Origin of the sequence: Streptomyces sp. NPDC007856 (genome assembly GCF_042868225.1) — a bacterium.
GTDB lineage: Bacteria > Actinomycetota > Actinomycetes > Streptomycetales > Streptomycetaceae > Streptomyces.
Genome location: NZ_JBIAEC010000009.1, coordinates 110,963 through 124,687 on the forward strand (window position 1 = coordinate 110,963; position 13,725 = coordinate 124,687).

The 13,725-nt window shown below is 69.3% G+C and carries 14 protein-coding genes; 7 read left to right on the top strand and 7 right to left on the bottom strand.

Annotated elements, in window-relative coordinates; genetic code table 11:
- Positions 1-45 precede the first annotated feature (45 nt).
- Complete coding sequence (locus tag ACFYOH_RS22090) at positions 46-1,329, top strand: SLC13 family permease (protein ID WP_388627927.1); 1,284 nt, start codon at positions 46-48, stop codon at positions 1,327-1,329.
- Here the strand turns inward: ACFYOH_RS22090 and ACFYOH_RS22095 are convergent.
- From ACFYOH_RS22095 to ACFYOH_RS22115, 5 genes are all read right to left on the bottom strand, one after another.
- A complete protein-coding gene (locus ACFYOH_RS22095; protein WP_388627930.1) occupies positions 1,326-1,535 on the bottom strand; it encodes a DUF397 domain-containing protein in 210 nt (69 codons plus the stop codon). The genes ACFYOH_RS22090 and ACFYOH_RS22095 overlap by 4 nt on opposite strands.
- Positions 1,492-2,346: a Scr1 family TA system antitoxin-like transcriptional regulator gene (locus ACFYOH_RS22100; protein WP_388627933.1), complete on the bottom strand. Its 855-nt coding sequence runs from the start codon at positions 2,344-2,346 to the stop codon at positions 1,492-1,494. The genes ACFYOH_RS22095 and ACFYOH_RS22100 overlap by 44 nt, the downstream gene beginning before the upstream one ends.
- Before the next feature lie 82 nt (positions 2,347-2,428).
- Positions 2,429-3,403, bottom strand: a complete 975-nt coding sequence (locus tag ACFYOH_RS22105; protein ID WP_388627936.1) for an inositol monophosphatase family protein — start codon at positions 3,401-3,403, stop codon at positions 2,429-2,431.
- Positions 3,387-4,043, bottom strand: a complete 657-nt coding sequence (locus tag ACFYOH_RS22110) for a hypothetical protein (protein ID WP_388627939.1) — start codon at positions 4,041-4,043, stop codon at positions 3,387-3,389. The genes ACFYOH_RS22105 and ACFYOH_RS22110 overlap by 17 nt, the downstream gene beginning before the upstream one ends.
- A 63-nt stretch (positions 4,044-4,106) precedes the next feature.
- On the bottom strand, positions 4,107-5,063 hold the full coding sequence (locus ACFYOH_RS22115; RefSeq protein WP_388627942.1) for a hypothetical protein: 957 nt from the start codon (positions 5,061-5,063) through the stop codon (positions 4,107-4,109).
- Between the two features lie 351 nt (positions 5,064-5,414).
- On the opposite strand from ACFYOH_RS22115, the gene ACFYOH_RS22120 reads away from it, so the two are divergent.
- The 3 genes from ACFYOH_RS22120 to ACFYOH_RS22130 all read left to right on the top strand — a co-directional run bounded on the left by ACFYOH_RS22120 (position 5,415) and on the right by ACFYOH_RS22130 (position 7,605).
- Positions 5,415-6,314 carry a helix-turn-helix domain-containing protein gene (locus ACFYOH_RS22120; protein WP_388627945.1) on the top strand — a complete coding sequence of 300 codons (900 nt, stop codon included), beginning with the start codon at positions 5,415-5,417 and terminating at the stop codon, positions 6,312-6,314.
- Positions 6,315-6,546: 232 nt separating this feature from the next.
- A complete protein-coding gene (locus tag ACFYOH_RS22125) occupies positions 6,547-6,918 on the top strand; it encodes a hypothetical protein (RefSeq protein WP_388627948.1) in 372 nt (123 codons plus the stop codon).
- A gap of 468 nt (positions 6,919-7,386) precedes the next feature.
- Positions 7,387-7,605 (top strand): DUF397 domain-containing protein, encoded by a 219-nt coding sequence (locus tag ACFYOH_RS22130; protein ID WP_388627950.1) that lies wholly within the window; start codon positions 7,387-7,389, stop codon positions 7,603-7,605.
- On the opposite strand, the gene ACFYOH_RS22135 is transcribed toward ACFYOH_RS22130, so the two are convergent.
- Positions 7,602-8,795, bottom strand: a complete 1,194-nt coding sequence (locus ACFYOH_RS22135; RefSeq protein WP_388627953.1) for a PotD/PotF family extracellular solute-binding protein — start codon at positions 8,793-8,795, stop codon at positions 7,602-7,604. The genes ACFYOH_RS22130 and ACFYOH_RS22135 overlap by 4 nt on opposite strands.
- A gap of 244 nt (positions 8,796-9,039) precedes the next feature.
- On the opposite strand from ACFYOH_RS22135, the gene ACFYOH_RS22140 reads away from it, so the two are divergent.
- The gene (locus tag ACFYOH_RS22140) at positions 9,040-10,080 is read left to right on the top strand and encodes a hypothetical protein (RefSeq protein WP_388627956.1); all 1,041 of its coding nucleotides are present in this window, start codon (positions 9,040-9,042) and stop codon (positions 10,078-10,080) included.
- Positions 10,081-10,170: 90 nt separating this feature from the next.
- Here the strand turns inward: ACFYOH_RS22140 and ACFYOH_RS22145 are convergent, their stop codons facing one another.
- Positions 10,171-11,610 carry a gamma-aminobutyraldehyde dehydrogenase gene (locus tag ACFYOH_RS22145; RefSeq protein WP_388627958.1) on the bottom strand — a complete coding sequence of 480 codons (1,440 nt, stop codon included), beginning with the start codon at positions 11,608-11,610 and terminating at the stop codon, positions 10,171-10,173.
- Between the two features lie 170 nt (positions 11,611-11,780).
- Between ACFYOH_RS22145 and ACFYOH_RS22150 the strand changes: the two genes are divergently transcribed.
- Together ACFYOH_RS22150 and ACFYOH_RS22155 are read left to right on the top strand one after the other, a co-directional pair.
- Complete coding sequence (locus tag ACFYOH_RS22150) at positions 11,781-12,302, top strand: Lrp/AsnC family transcriptional regulator (protein ID WP_388627961.1); 522 nt, start codon at positions 11,781-11,783, stop codon at positions 12,300-12,302.
- A gap of 19 nt (positions 12,303-12,321) precedes the next feature.
- The gene (locus ACFYOH_RS22155; RefSeq protein WP_388627965.1) at positions 12,322-13,686 is read left to right on the top strand and encodes an aspartate aminotransferase family protein; all 1,365 of its coding nucleotides are present in this window, start codon (positions 12,322-12,324) and stop codon (positions 13,684-13,686) included.
- Positions 13,687-13,725 lie beyond the last annotated feature (39 nt).

Sequence of the window (13,725 nt, forward strand, 5' to 3'; positions counted from 1 at the left end):
AGCGCCCTGGTCACAGCGCCGCACAAACGTGCGACCCTTCCAACCGTGCGTGCCTTATTGCTGCGTCTGCATGTCCTCGACCGGGTGGCGATCGGTCTGCTGGCGACCGGACTGCTGTGCGTGGCCACGGGACTGCTTCCGACGGGTTCCGCGTCCGACGCGATGACCCGCATCGCCCCGCTGCTGGCCTTCCTCGGCACGGTCATCGTGCTGGCCGAACTGACCAGCAGGGCCGAGGTGTTCGACGTGATCGCGGCACGGGTGGCGCGGGCGGGGAGGGGCAGCCATCCGCTGTTGTTCCTGCTGTGCGTGCTGTTCGCGTCGGTCACGACGATCGCCCTCAACCTCGATACGACGGCCGTCCTGCTGACTCCGGTGATGCTGGCGCTCGCCTCCCGGGTGGGCATCGCGCCGGTGCCGCTGGCGATGACGACGGTATGGCTCGCCAACACGGCGAGCCTGCTCCTACCGGTGTCCAACCTGACGAACCTGCTGGCCGCCAACCGGGTCGCGCTGTCCCCGCTGGGCCTGGCGGGCCGGATGTGGGCACCGCAACTCGCTGCGCTGGCCGTGACGATGGCTTGTTTGTGGCTGTTCTTCTGGCGGCGGGGGCGGCGTGGGGGGCCGGTGGTGGACGGGTCCGGATTGATGCCGGACATGGCGGTGTCGGGCCCGGGTGCGGCACGAGCGGCGGACGTACGGGCGGACACCGCCGACCGCTATGTTCCGCCCGCTGTGCACCGCCCCGCCGACCCGGTGCTGTTCCGGGCCTGCGCACTCGCCTGCGCCGGCTTTCTGCTGGCCATCCTGGTGGCCGACGTGCCGCTGTGGATGGCGTCCGGCACGGCGGCGCTGGTCGCCGTGGTCGCGTTCGGGGTACGGCAGCGGTCCGCACTCAGGCTGACGCTCGTACCATGGCGGCTGCTGGTGATGGTGCCGGGCATGTTCCTGGTGGTCGAGACGTTCGACGCGCACGGGCTGCACCATCTGCTGGCCTCGGCGGTCGGCACCGACGGCGGCACGCTCGGCCTGTTCCGCGCGGCGGCGGTCGGCGGCGGCCTGTCCAACGCCCTCAACAACCTGCCGGTCTATCTGGCCGGGGAGGCGGCGGTTCCTGTCGGAAACCACGACCAACTGCTGGCTCTGCTCGTCGGCACGAACGCCGGACCGGTGATCACACCATGGGCGTCCCTGGCCACGCTGCTCTGGTACGAGCGGTGCCATGCGTACGGCGTCCGGGTGCCGGTCCGCCGGTTGATGGGGACCGGCGCGGTACTGGCGGCGTGCACGGTGGGGGCGGCGGTGGCTGCGCTGGCCGTGACGCGCTAGCCGTTCGTCTTCAGGGCACCGAGGAACGCCGACCAGGCGGGTGCCGAGAAGACGACGGCGGGGCCGGTGGGGTTCTTGCTGTCACGGACGGGGACATGGGTGGGGGCGCTGGTGTCGTCTACTTCGAGGCAGTCACCGCCGCTTTCACCGCTGTACGTTGACTTACGCCAGGCAGTTATCGGGTTCGTGCTCTCGCTGCGTCTCATGCTCGTAATCCTCCGCGACTGACCCGATCAACGCTAGGGACTTACGGTGCGACAATGCGTCGCCCAGCGCGTGATCGTAGACGTCCTCCAGCTCACGTACCGTTTCCTGGACTTCCCAGATACGCCCCGACTTCAGGCCTTCCACGTATGCCACGGGGGGCAGCTCCTCCAACCACATGAGCTTGACCGGGCCCTCAAGGAGGGCATGGGCGCCCGCCGTGAAGGGGAGCACGTGTACGCGGATGCGGCGGCTCTCGCCCAACTCCAGAATGCGCCGCAACTGCTCGCACATCACCTGAGCCCCGCCGATCATCTGGCGCAGGACCGCCTCGCCGAGCAGGACCGTCAGCCTGGGCGAGTCGAAGTTGTCCAGGATGCGGGCACGTTCAAGGCGGGTGACGAGCAGACTGTCACGCTTCACATCGCTCTTCGCCGGGTGACCGGAACTGAGCACCTCGCGGGCGTAATCCGGCGTCTGGAGGGAACCAGGCACCAGCACACCCGCGTACTGCTTGATGGCCACGGCCTGACTCTCCAGCTCTGCGGCCTCTGCGAAGTGCTCCGCCACCTTCCTGCCGTCCAGCGCCGGCAGGAACCGCTCGAAGAACCCGTCCGTGCCCAGCTCCCGGTCCAGCCGCCGCGCGTCCTCCACATCCGGCCTCCGCCGCCCCGCCTCGATATGGGCGATGTGTGTGCGGGACATCGCGACACGTTGGCCCAGCTCCTCCTGCGTGAGACCCGCCGCCTCCCTCCGTCGCCTGAGTTCCTCCCCGTACCGCACCCGCGAGATCGGATTGTCCTCGATGGCCACCCTTCACCTGTGCATGGATCGCCACGGATTGTGAAAGGCGCTGCAATGCACGACGAAGAAGACGGCTACGTCGGGGTGTTCCTCACGCTGAGGGTCTCCCGGGACGGTGGCCGGACGTAGGGGCCCAGGGTGACGTACCGGCCGCCGAAGAACGCCGCGCCGTTGGGCCTGTCGGGGCGGTTTCCGCCGTGTGAGTGTCCTCGGTGCCGGGAGAGAAAGGGCTGACGAGGTCGAGGAGGTGCGGCAGGAGTTCCGGGCGCCCGGCGACGAAGGAGCGCCCGGTGTCAGGGCCGCCGTAACCGCCGCCGAACTCCGCGCCGTCGAGGTGCCGTAGGGAGATGCCGGCCTCGCGGGCGAGCAGCGCACCGGCGGGGAGGTCAATGGCTTCGGCGCGGTAGCCGACGAAGCCGTCGATGTCCCCCCGGGCCAGCATCGCCCAGGCCACCAGGGGCGCCCAGAGTTGGAGCAGGCGCCGGGAGCGGAGTTCGAGGGTGTGCCTGAGGGAGCAGGCCAGGGGGTCGTCGCGGGAGACGGCGTGGCCCTGGGTCCAGGCCAGCAACGGACCGGCGGCGGGGAGCGGACGGCCCTGCGCGGGGGCGGCGAGGCGTCCGCCCGGGCCGTGGGCCCCACCGCCCCGCAGCGCGGACCACGTACGGCCGGTCATCGGGTCGTGGACGACCCCGACCACCGGTGTGTCATCGACGCACAACGCGATGCCGACGACGTACACGGCCAGCCCGATCACCACGTTGTTGCTGCCGTCGAGCGGATCGATCAGCCAGGTGCGGCCCCCGCCGTCCCCGACCAGTTCACCGGACTCCTCGGCGAGGATCCGGTCGCGCGGGAAGCGGTCCCGGATCCGCCCGACCACCAGTCGCTCGGCCGCGACGTCCAAGTCCGTGACCACGTCGCCGAGTTCGCCCTTGGGCCGGGCGGCGAAGCCGTCGGGGAAGCGGGACCGCAGCAGCGCCCCGGCCTCCTCGGCGGCGCCGACGGCCGTACGGTGCTCGGCGTCGTAACCGGCCGGCGAGGACCGGGGGTCAGGGTTCGGGCTCATGGATCCTCCTGAGGGCGGCCCGAGCGATCCGGGCGGTCTGGGTCGCGTCGCAGGTCCGGCGGACCATGCGGTGCCCCGGGGCGGACGGCGGGCCCAGGGAGAGGTCCACCCGGCCGGGCAGGGTCCGGCCCAGGACCAGGGTGGCGGTGGGGCGGCCGTCCGGCACCACACTGGTGTGGAATTCACCCGCCGGGAGGGCGTAGCTCTGACCCCGCGCACTGGTCTGGCGCACGCCGGGCCGGCAGCGCACCAGCCGCTCGGTGGGCCGTAGTTCGTCCACGCCGGACGGGTCGCTGAGCACTTCGAAGACCCGGTGGGTGGGGTCGCCGGGGTCGTCGTCGATGTGCACCCGCCGGTTGTCGAGTTGCCCGTACAGCACGGTGCTCGTCAAGTCCCAGCTGTGGCAGTGCACTTGGGGTACGGAGTCGTCGGGCTGCGCCTCCGGTGTGCCGAAGACGTGGACGCAGACACCGTCGCCGCCGTCGCGCAGGATGGGCAGGCAGACGAACCCCAGTGGATGGCGTACCGCGCGCAGGGTGCGGCGGCCGGAGACGATCAGGTCGAGTTCCGATGCGGCGTGTCGTGTCAGCTCGGCGGTGGCGTACCGCCGGGCGGCCCGTTCCAGGGCCGGGTAGTCCATGGTCCTTCCCCCTCGGTCCCCCTGGGTCCCCTTGGTTCCCCGTGGCCGGAACACGGCGCTCGCTCACCTGCGGTACGGGTTCTCCGCGCGCAGCGCCTTGTCGATGATGTCGCCGACGTCACGGTCGGTGAAGCTCGGCGGAAGCGGCAGGCCGAGCCGGTCGAGCAGGCGTCTGACCTCGTCGACGGTCGGTTCGTCGGCGAGCGGGACGGCCTCGCGCAGGTCGAGCTTGACGGCCTGTTCCCGGCTCTGGTGCAGCTCGGTGACGTAGTAGTCGTAGAGCGGGCGGTCGTGCTCCACGCAGAGGCCGACCCGGCTGGGGTCGTCCTGGGTGATGATCAGGCAGCTGTCCGACAGGTCGAACCGCAACGCCGGTGCGACGGAGGACAGATGGACGTCGACCTCCAGGGTGTCCAGCCGCTGCCGGTGCCAGCTCGCGGCGACGACGGTGGCGTACGCCTCCTTGCGGGTGCGCTCGACGGTCCACTCGGCGTCACCGGGGCCGGAACCGAAGGTGCTGCGGAACCGCGCGTAGGCGGCGCACACCTGCTCGTCGGCGGGATTGACGATGTCGATCTTCATGCTGAGGGAGCGCCGCTGCCGCTGTGCCTCCAGCACGCACTCGGGCAGCGTGACCGCGCGCAGGTAGGTACCGGTGCCGCCCTTGAACACCCAGCGGGTGGTGGTGCGCCGGGCCCGCTCGTGCGCGAGGGCGACCTCGGCGCCGGAGAGGGTGCGCACCATCGCCAGGTCCTCGATGGCCCGGCTCGTCCCGGCGGTCGCGGCGCGGATGTCGGCCATCCGACGGCGGCGTTCGGTGAGGGAGCCGTACACCAGCGCCGCGAGCACCAGCAGGGTGGCGCCCGAGACGATGTTGGTGTCCATGTTCTGGTTGAGGACGTCCATCAGCCCGACGACGAGGGCGACGGCGATCGCGACGATCCCGTCCGCGTTCCGGACCGCCCAGGCGATCGCATCCTCCAGCCGGCGCCCGGCTCCCTGCGGTGTACTGCTCGTCACGTCCACCCTCCCCCGACGGTGGCTTCCATCGTAGGAGCACGGAGGGATGGTCAGCCATGCGTCAATCGGCCGTGAAATGCCATGGCACAGTCGGTGGCGTACCACCCGAACGGAGACATGTCGGTCCGTCAGATCCGGTACGGTGACGCCCATCATGCAGACAGGCGGAAGGCGAGTTGCACTTCTGCCATGTCGCATCTCGCGATGCTCCGTTCTGCGCGGCCCGCCCAGCGTGCAGGTCGCTGACGTGCAGTCAAGTGCCCTTGTGCGCGCAACTAGTGAGGTATTCCCAGGCGATATGACTATCTGCTACATTGCACATTGGACCTTCAAGGTAGGGAGGTGGCGATCGTGAGCACTCCGAGCGCTGCCGTGCAGCGCCTACGTCTGAGGACGGAGTTGCGGAAGGCCCGGAACCAGGTGGGACTGACGCAGCGTGAAGTCGCCACCAAGATGTACTGGAGCCCGTCCAAGCTGATCAGGATCGAGGCGGGAGAGGTCGCGATCTCGGTCAACGACCTCAAGGCGTTGCTGAGCGAGTACGGGATGACCGATCGCCGCAAGGTCGACGAACTGCTGCAGTTGGCGCGCAGCAGCCGCAAGATGCCGTTCACCGAGTACCGGGACGTGCTGAGCAAGGAATTCCTGTCCTTCCTGGCTCTGGAGTCGTCCGCCGCGATCATCCGCGGGTTTCACTTCTTCGTTGTACCCGGGCTCTTCCAGACGGAGGAGTACATGCGGGCCATGGCCGCGGGAACCGGGCAGGCGACCTCGCCGGAACGCCTGGACCGGCTTGTCGAGGCCCGGCTGGCCCGGCAGGAGATCCTTGAGGGCGACGAGGGGCCCGAGCTGTTCCTGATCATGGACGAGTCGGTCATCCGCCGGCAGATCGGTGGCCCGAAGGTCATGCGGTCCCAGCTGGAGCGACTGGCGGACCTGAGCGCGCATCCGCGGATCACCATCCAGGTGCTCCCCTTCAGCGTGGGTGCGCACCGGGGCTTGATGGGGCCCTTCACGCACTTCGAGTTCCGTGAAGAGGGAATGCCGGACTCCGTCTATCTCGAGAACCCGAAGGGAGAGTCGTACTCGAGCAACGACCCGGAGGTCACCGGCCAGTATCTGGAGGTTTTCTGGGGTCTGGAGGACCAGGCGCTCGGGGACGACATCGGCACCTTTCTGCGCACCATGGCGGCCGATGTCGACGACGACGGCCCTGACCTGACACTGGCTGCGCCGGCCGAGGCCCCCTGACGGCGGCACAGCGAAACCGGAGGATCAGGAACGGCACGCAGGACGGCCACACCCCCGGACCCGGTGACGGGTCATCGGCCCCGACGCGTCGGACCGCGAGGCAAGGCGCTGCCCGCAGCCGCACCGCCGGCTGCGGTTTCTGACCAGGGATCACCGAGGTGGCCGATGGCAAGGTCGCAGGTTGGCGCGGGGTTCACCCGGCGCGGTCGGCGATGGGTGCGGGGGTGCGGGCATGGCAGGACGTAGGCGGGTGGACACCTGGATCCACATCTGCAACGAGATCATCCACGACGTACTGCCGTCCCGCACGCGCACGGTGCATCTGCTGTGGCTCGTCACCATCCCGCCGGTTGTGCTCGGTGGCTTCTTCACCGTGGTGTTCACGGTCCTGATCCCCGATCCGGGCCGCTGGCTCGGCGCGTTGGGCTGCGGCTTCGGCGTGCTGGTCACCGCGCGGTTGCGGCGGTGGCTCGGGCGTCGTACGCCGGCCCGCGAACTCATTCGAGCGGAAGCAGCAGTTCGCTCCGACGCCGCGCCCGATGCGTCAACGCCCGGTGAACCGCCCGGTGGAGGGAGTGCCCCCACCAACCCCCGGCCACCATGACGAGCGACGCTGCCAGGATTCCCAGCGGTGTCGAGTCGAACAGCCCGGCGGCACCGTATCCGGCGCCGTACGCCAGGGTGCCGGACACGATCACGTAGAGCGCCTGCATCCAGAGCAAGGACCGAGGAGAGGGAAAGGGAGCCGCACGCGTCATCGATCATCCCCTCGTGAGATGCCTCCCGTCAGCCTAGCGCGCCGCGCGCCGGAAGGAGTGGGTCCGGAACAGCCGGGTGCGTCACCGGCCACCGAACCGGCCATGTCGGGCCACCGCCCTCGGCGCGGCGCGATGTGTCATGTTCTTTCCCGCGAGGCATTGTTACGGTGAAGGACGAGTGCTGGTTTTCCGTTGTGCGATCACTCGGGCTGAGGGGGACGAGGGCCCGTAACCGGTCGACGGCAGGTGGCACCTCACCTCGCCGAGCCGGCCGGGTCGGCAGTCCCTCCACATGCGAGGCGGGGGAGGCGTGAGTGGCAGAGCCGTGGGCGTGGCGCAAGAGCAGTTTCAGTGACCTCGGAACGGACGACTGCGTCGAGGTCGCTTGCACCGGTGACCGGATCATGGTCCGTGACACCAAGGACAGGGACCACGCCACCCTTCGCTTCGCATCGGCCAGTTGGCGCGCCTTTCTGGCCCGAGCCGGGGCGTGGACCGAGGGCCAGGACCACCCTGTGCGCAGCGGTCACTAGAGCCCCACGATCCTGTTCCACCGCTTGGCGAACTCCACCCGCTCCGTGGAGGTGATGTCCCGGGCGATCACCAGGCGCTCGCGCATGGCGGAGTCCGGGAAGATCAGGGGGTTGTCGGCGAGGGACGCGGTGTCCTTGTCCTTCGAGGAGGCCAGGACGTCCTGGGCGGCGGGCACGGGGCAGACGTAGTTGACCCAGGCGGCGAGCTCCGCGGCGACCGCGGGGTCGTAGTAGTAGTCGATCAGGCGCTCGGCGTTGGCCTTGTGGCGGGCCCGGTTGGGGATCATCAGGGAGTCCGACCACAGCTCGGCGCCCTCCTCGGGGACGACGAAGCGGATGTCGGGGTTGTCGGCCTGGAGCTGGATGACGTCGCCGGAGTAGGCCTGGCAGGCCAGGACGTCCCCGCTGACCAGGTCCTTGGTGTAGTCGTTGCCGGTGAAGCGGCGGATCTGGCCCCGGCGCACCTCGCGCTCCACCTCGTCGCAGACGGTGTGGAAGTCGTCCGCCGTCCACCGGGTGATGTCCACGCCGTTGCCCTGCATGAGGAGCGCGAAGGACTCGTCCAGGCCGGACAGGAGGGTCACGCGGCCCCTGAGGTCGCTCGCCCAGAGGTCCTTGACGTGCCGGATCTCGCGGCCCAGCTTCTTGCGGTTGTACGCGATGCCGGTGATGCCCGACTGCCACGGCACCGAGAACCTGCGGCCCTTGTCGAAGGCGGGCGAACGGAGCAGCGGGTCCAGGCACTTGGCCACGTTCGGCTGGTGCGCCCGGTCCATCTCCTGGACCCAGCCGAGCCGGACGAACCGGGCGCACATCCAGTCGCTGGTGACGATCAGGTCGCGGCCGGTGGACTGATGGTTCATCAGCGCCGGGCTGATCTTGCCGAAGAACTCGTCGTTGTCGTTGATCTCCTCGACGTAGTCCACGGAGATCCCGGTGTGCTTCTCGAACGCCTCCAACGTGGGCCGCTTGTTCGGGTTCTTGTCATCGGTGTCGATGTACAACGGCCAGTTCGCCCAGGTCAGTCTCTTGTCCCCCGCGGACTCGTCGGCGACGGCCCGGTCACCGGGCGCGACATAGGCGGCGGGCACCCCGCAGCCGGCCAGGGCACCGAGCGCGGCGGTGCCGCCGAGTGCGCGCAGGAGGGAGCGGCGGGACATCGGCGACGTACGAGAGGAAGTCTGGGGCATCCCGGAAGGATGCCGTTCCGCCGCACGGACCGACAATCGACGCTGCGTCGAGCATGACTCCGGCTGTGAGACACCTTGTCGGTCACGGTCATCCGCCGTTGCCGGGGTACGGCAGCGAACGGCCGGGAAATCCTCCGGTTTCCGCAGGTGCCCCGGTCGTCTCCCAGCCGGACAATGACCGGATGTTGCCACGGGGTGAGCGGCGCCGCAGGGCGAGGGAGGAGCTGCCCGTTTCCAGGACCAGTTGACGGCGTTCGGCGAGATGCTGGCCGGGCATCCCTTCGCCGCCGACCGTCCGGGCACCACGCACGTGATGACCGTCGAGTACGCCCGTGCGCTGGACGCCTACGACAAGGCCACCGGGGAGGCCGCACGAAACCCGGCCCTGGCCAGGCGTGAGCTGGACGAGGGGCTCGCCGTGCTGAACCGGGTCAACGCCCGTCTCGTCGGGGCCCCACCGACCGAGAGCACGGCGGGGGCCGAACCGCGGGAGCGGGCAGCGCAGGCGAGGACGGCGCCGGCGATCACCCGGCCGAAGAAGGGAGCGCCGGAAAGAGCGGGGGACGACGGCGAGGCCCCTCGTACCCCGGCCGTCGGCGCGGCGAAGCCGCGGCTGAGGGATCGTTACGCCCCGGAGCAGCTGCTGCTGCGGGCAGCCCTCACCGTACTGGCCGTCTACTGCCTGCTCGTCGGCTTCCTGGCCGGCTGGGTGCAGGCGTTCGGCTGCCTGGTCGCCACCAATCTCGGAGGGCATGAGCCTGATGATGACGGGGCTGCTGGCGGGCATCGCGTGCGGCTCGGCGGCGGGAGGCTGGGCGGCGGAGCGCCTCTCCCGCACGGCCGCGTACGCCGTACCGGCGGTCGGCGCGGCTGTTGCCCTCGGGTTGGCTTCGCTCACCCGCGCGGGCGGGGTGCACTCGGGCTTGCCGGTGGCGGGTTCGTGTTGTGCACGGCCGCCTGGGAAAGCCGGCGTGCCCTGCGAGGGGGACGGGTCCTGGCCCGCTACTCCCGCACCGAGAGAGCCTTCTCCACCAGCACCCCGTGGGAACAGCACTACGTCCATGTGGACGCGGACGGCCGAGAGCTGACCTACCGGCGCGGAGTGCCCAGTGGTTCGTTCGCCCCGCTGCCGAGCCGCCGGCTGTGGCTCGTGGCGGGCAGGAACCCGGGGCTGATCACCTCCACGCAGCTCTTCCTCGCCCCGTTGCTGGTGCTCGCCGGCGCCCCCCGCCCCCTGTTCCTCGGCGGCCTCCGCTCACCCTGGCGGTCTTCCCCGGCGCGCTGATCGGAGCGCTGACAGGCCACCAGTGGTGAGCCGGCCCCCGGACGGGAAGGTGTACCCGTCCGGGGGCCGCTCAGCTGCTGTCGCCGGTGCCTACTCGCCCAGGGACGTCATCACGTGCTTGATCCGCGTGTAGTCCTCGAAGCCGTACGCCGACAGGTCCTTGCCGTACCCGGACTTCTTGAAGCCGCCGTGTGGCATCTCCGCGACCAGCGGGATGTGGGTGTTGATCCACACGCAGCCGAAGTCGAGCTTCTTGGACATGCGCATGGCGCGGGCGTGGTCCTTGGTCCACACCGAGGAGGCGAGGGCGTACTCCACGCCGTTGGCCCACTCCACGGCCTGGTTCTCGTCGGAGAAGGACTGGACGGTGATGACCGGGCCGAAGACCTCCTTCTGGATGATCTCGTCGTCCTGCTTGACGCCGGAGACGACGGTCGGCGCGAAGAAGTAGCCCTTGTCGCCGACCCGCTTGCCGCCGGCCTCCACGCGCGCGTGCGCGGGCAGCCGCTCGATGAAGCCCTCGACCTGCTTGAGCTGGTTGGGGTTGTTGAGCGGGCCGAAGAGGACGTCCTCGTCGTCCGGCTGACCGGTCTTGGTGTCCTCGGCGGCCTTGGCCAGCGCGGCCACGAACTCGTCGTGGATCGACTCGTGGACGAGGACGCGGCAGGCGGCCGTACAGTCCTGGCCGGCGTTGAAGAAGCCCGCCACGGAGATGTCCTCGACGGCCTTGGCGATGTCGGTGTCCTCGAAGACGACGACCGGGGCCTTGCCGCCGAGCTCCAGGTGGACCCGCTTGAGGTCCTTCGACGCCGACTCGGCCACCGACATGCCGGCGCGGACCGAGCCGGTGATCGAGGCCATCGCCGGGGTGTCGTGCTCGACCATCAGCCGACCGGTCTCACGGTCGCCGCAGACGACGTTGAAGACGCCCTTGGGCAGGACCGAGCCAATGATGTCGGCGATCAGGACGGTGGAGGCCGGGGTGGTGTCCGAGGGCTTGAGAACCACGGTGTTGCCGGCCGCGATCGCGGGGGCGAACTTCCACACGGCCATCATCATCGGGTAGTTCCAGGGCGCGACCTGCGCGCAGACGCCGACCGGCTCACGGCGGATGATCGAGGTCATCCCCTCCATGTACTCGCCGGCCGAGCGGCCCTCCAGCATCCGCGCCGCGCCCGCGAAGAAGCGGATCTGGTCGACCATCGGCGGGATCTCCTCGGAGCGGGTGAGCCCGATCGGCTTGCCCGTGTTCTCCACCTCGGCCGCGATCAGTTCCTCGGCACGCTCCTCGAACGCGTCCGCGATCTTGAGGAGGGCCTTCTGCCGCTCGGCGGGGGTGGTGTCGCGCCAGGCCGGGAAGGCGCGGGCGGCGGCCTCCATCGCGGCGTCCACGTCCGCCGTGCCGGACAGCGGCGCGGTCGCGTACGCCTCGCCCGTCGCGGGGTTGACCACCTCGGTGGTCCGTCCGTCGGCGGCGTCCCGGAACTCACCGTCGATGTAGTTGCGCAGACGACGCAGCTCGGTGCTCACTGCCGGCCTCCTGATCTGGTTCTTTCCGTCCACTCACTGAGACACCCACCCTAGCCGCCGCGCCCACGTTTTCAACACCCCCGCCGCCACGACTTCTGCGAAATCCGCACGACCAGGAGTCTCAAACAACGAATTTCATCGATCGGGGCTTGCGAAACTGTCGAGACCTCGTGCACAGTGAGGCCGTGGCCAGTCGAAGCGCAGACCAGAGGGACTCCACCCGCGAGTCCAGGAACGGCGGCACCCCCCAGTTGGATGCCGTCTCCCTCGCCATCATCCAGCAGCTCCAGGAGGACGGCCGCAGGCCGTACGCCGCGATCGGCAAGGCGGTCGGGCTCTCCGAGGCGGCCGTGCGCCAGCGCGTCCAGAAGCTGCTGGACCAGGGCGTGATGCAGATCGTCGCCGTCACGGACCCGCTCACCGTGGGCTTCCGCCGACAGGCGATGGTCGGGATCAACGTCGAGGGCGATGTCGAGTCGATCGCGGACGCGCTGACCGACATGTCGGAAGTCGAGTACGTGGTGATGACCGCGGGCTCGTTCGACATCCTCGCCGAGATCGTCTGTGAGGACGACGACCACCTGCTGGACGTCATCAACAAACGCATCCGGTCCCTGCCCGGAGTGCGCTCCACCGAAAGCTTCGTCTACCTGAAGCTGAAGAAGCAGACCTACATGTGGGGAACCCGATAACCGTGAGGACCCGATAACCGTGAGCACCAAGGACCTCAGCCGCACCGCGTACGACCACCTGTGGATGCACTTCACCCGCATGTCCTCGTACGAGAACTCCCCGGTCCCGACCATCGTCCGGGGTGAGGGCACCTACATCTACGACGACAAGGGCAAGCGCTACCTCGACGGTCTCGCGGGTCTGTTCGTGGTCCAGGCCGGTCACGGCCGTACGGAACTCGCCGAGACCGCGTTCAAGCAGGCCCAGGAGCTGGCCTTCTTCCCGGTGTGGTCCTACGCCCACCCGAAGGCCGTCGAGCTGGCCGAGCGCCTCGCCGACTACGCCCCGGGCGACCTGAACAAGGTCTTCTTCACCACCGGCGGCGGCGAGGCCGTCGAGACGGCCTGGAAGCTCGCCAAGCAGTACTTCAAGCTCAAGGGCAAGCCGACCAAGTACAAGGTCATCTCCCGCGCGGTCGCCTACCACGGCACCCCGCAGGGCGCCCTGTCCATCACGGGTCTGCCCGGCCTGAAGGCGCCGTTCGAGCCGCTCGTCCCGGGCGCGCACAAGGTGCCGAACACCAACATCTACCGCGCGCCGATCTTCGGTGACGACCCGGAGGCCTTCGGCCGCTGGGCCGCCGACCAGATAGAGCAGCAGATCCTCTTCGAGGGACCGGACACCGTCGCCGCGGTCTTCCTGGAGCCGGTGCAGAACGCCGGCGGCTGCTTCCCGCCGCCGCCCGGGTACTTCCAGCGCGTGCGCGAGATCTGCGACAAGTACGACGTGCTGCTCGTGTCGGACGAGGTCATCTGCGCCTTCGGCCGCCTCGGCACCATGTTCGCCTGCGACAAGTTCGGCTACGTCCCGGACATGATCACCTGCGCCAAGGGCATGACCTCGGGCTACTCCCCGATCGGCGCCTGCATCATCTCCGACAAGCTCGCCGAGCCGTTCTACAAGGGCGACAACACCTTCCTGCACGGCTACACCTTCGGTGGCCACCCGGTCTCCGCCGCGGTGGGTCTGGCCAACCTCGACCTGTTCGAGCGCGAGGGCCTGAACCAGCACGTGCTGGACAACGAGGGCGCCTTCCTGCAGACCCTGCAGAAGCTGCACGACCTGCCGATCGTCGGCGACGTCCGCGGCAACGGCTTCTTCTACGGCATCGAGCTGGTGAAGGACAAGAACACCAAGGAGTCCTTCAACGAGGAGGAGACCGAGCGCGTCCTGTACGGCTTCCTCTCCAAGGCGCTGTTCGACAACGGCCTGTACTGCCGTGCCGACGACCGCGGCGACCCGGTCGTCCAGCTCGCCCCGCCGCTGATCTCCAACCAGGAGACCTTCGACGAGATCGAGCAGATCCTGCGCGCGACGCTGACGGAGGCGTGGACCAAGCTCTGAGCCTGATTCCTCCGATCAGCTGATCTACCCCGGCCCCGG

What these genes read in the sequence shown, in the direction of transcription:
- ACFYOH_RS22095 (WP_388627930.1), bottom strand. Translation starts at nt 1,535, where the DNA reads ATGAGACGCAGCGAGAGCACGAACCCGATAACTGCCTGGCGTAAGTCA.
- ACFYOH_RS22105 (WP_388627936.1), bottom strand. Translation starts at nt 3,403, where the DNA reads ATGAGCCCGAACCCTGACCCCCGGTCCTCGCCGGCCGGTTACGACGCC.
- ACFYOH_RS22110 (WP_388627939.1), bottom strand. Translation starts at nt 4,043, where the DNA reads ATGGACTACCCGGCCCTGGAACGGGCCGCCCGGCGGTACGCCACCGCC.
- ACFYOH_RS22125 (WP_388627948.1), top strand. Translation starts at nt 6,547, where the DNA reads ATGGCAGGACGTAGGCGGGTGGACACCTGGATCCACATCTGCAACGAG.
- ACFYOH_RS22135 (WP_388627953.1), bottom strand. Translation starts at nt 8,795, where the DNA reads ATGCCCCAGACTTCCTCTCGTACGTCGCCGATGTCCCGCCGCTCCCTC.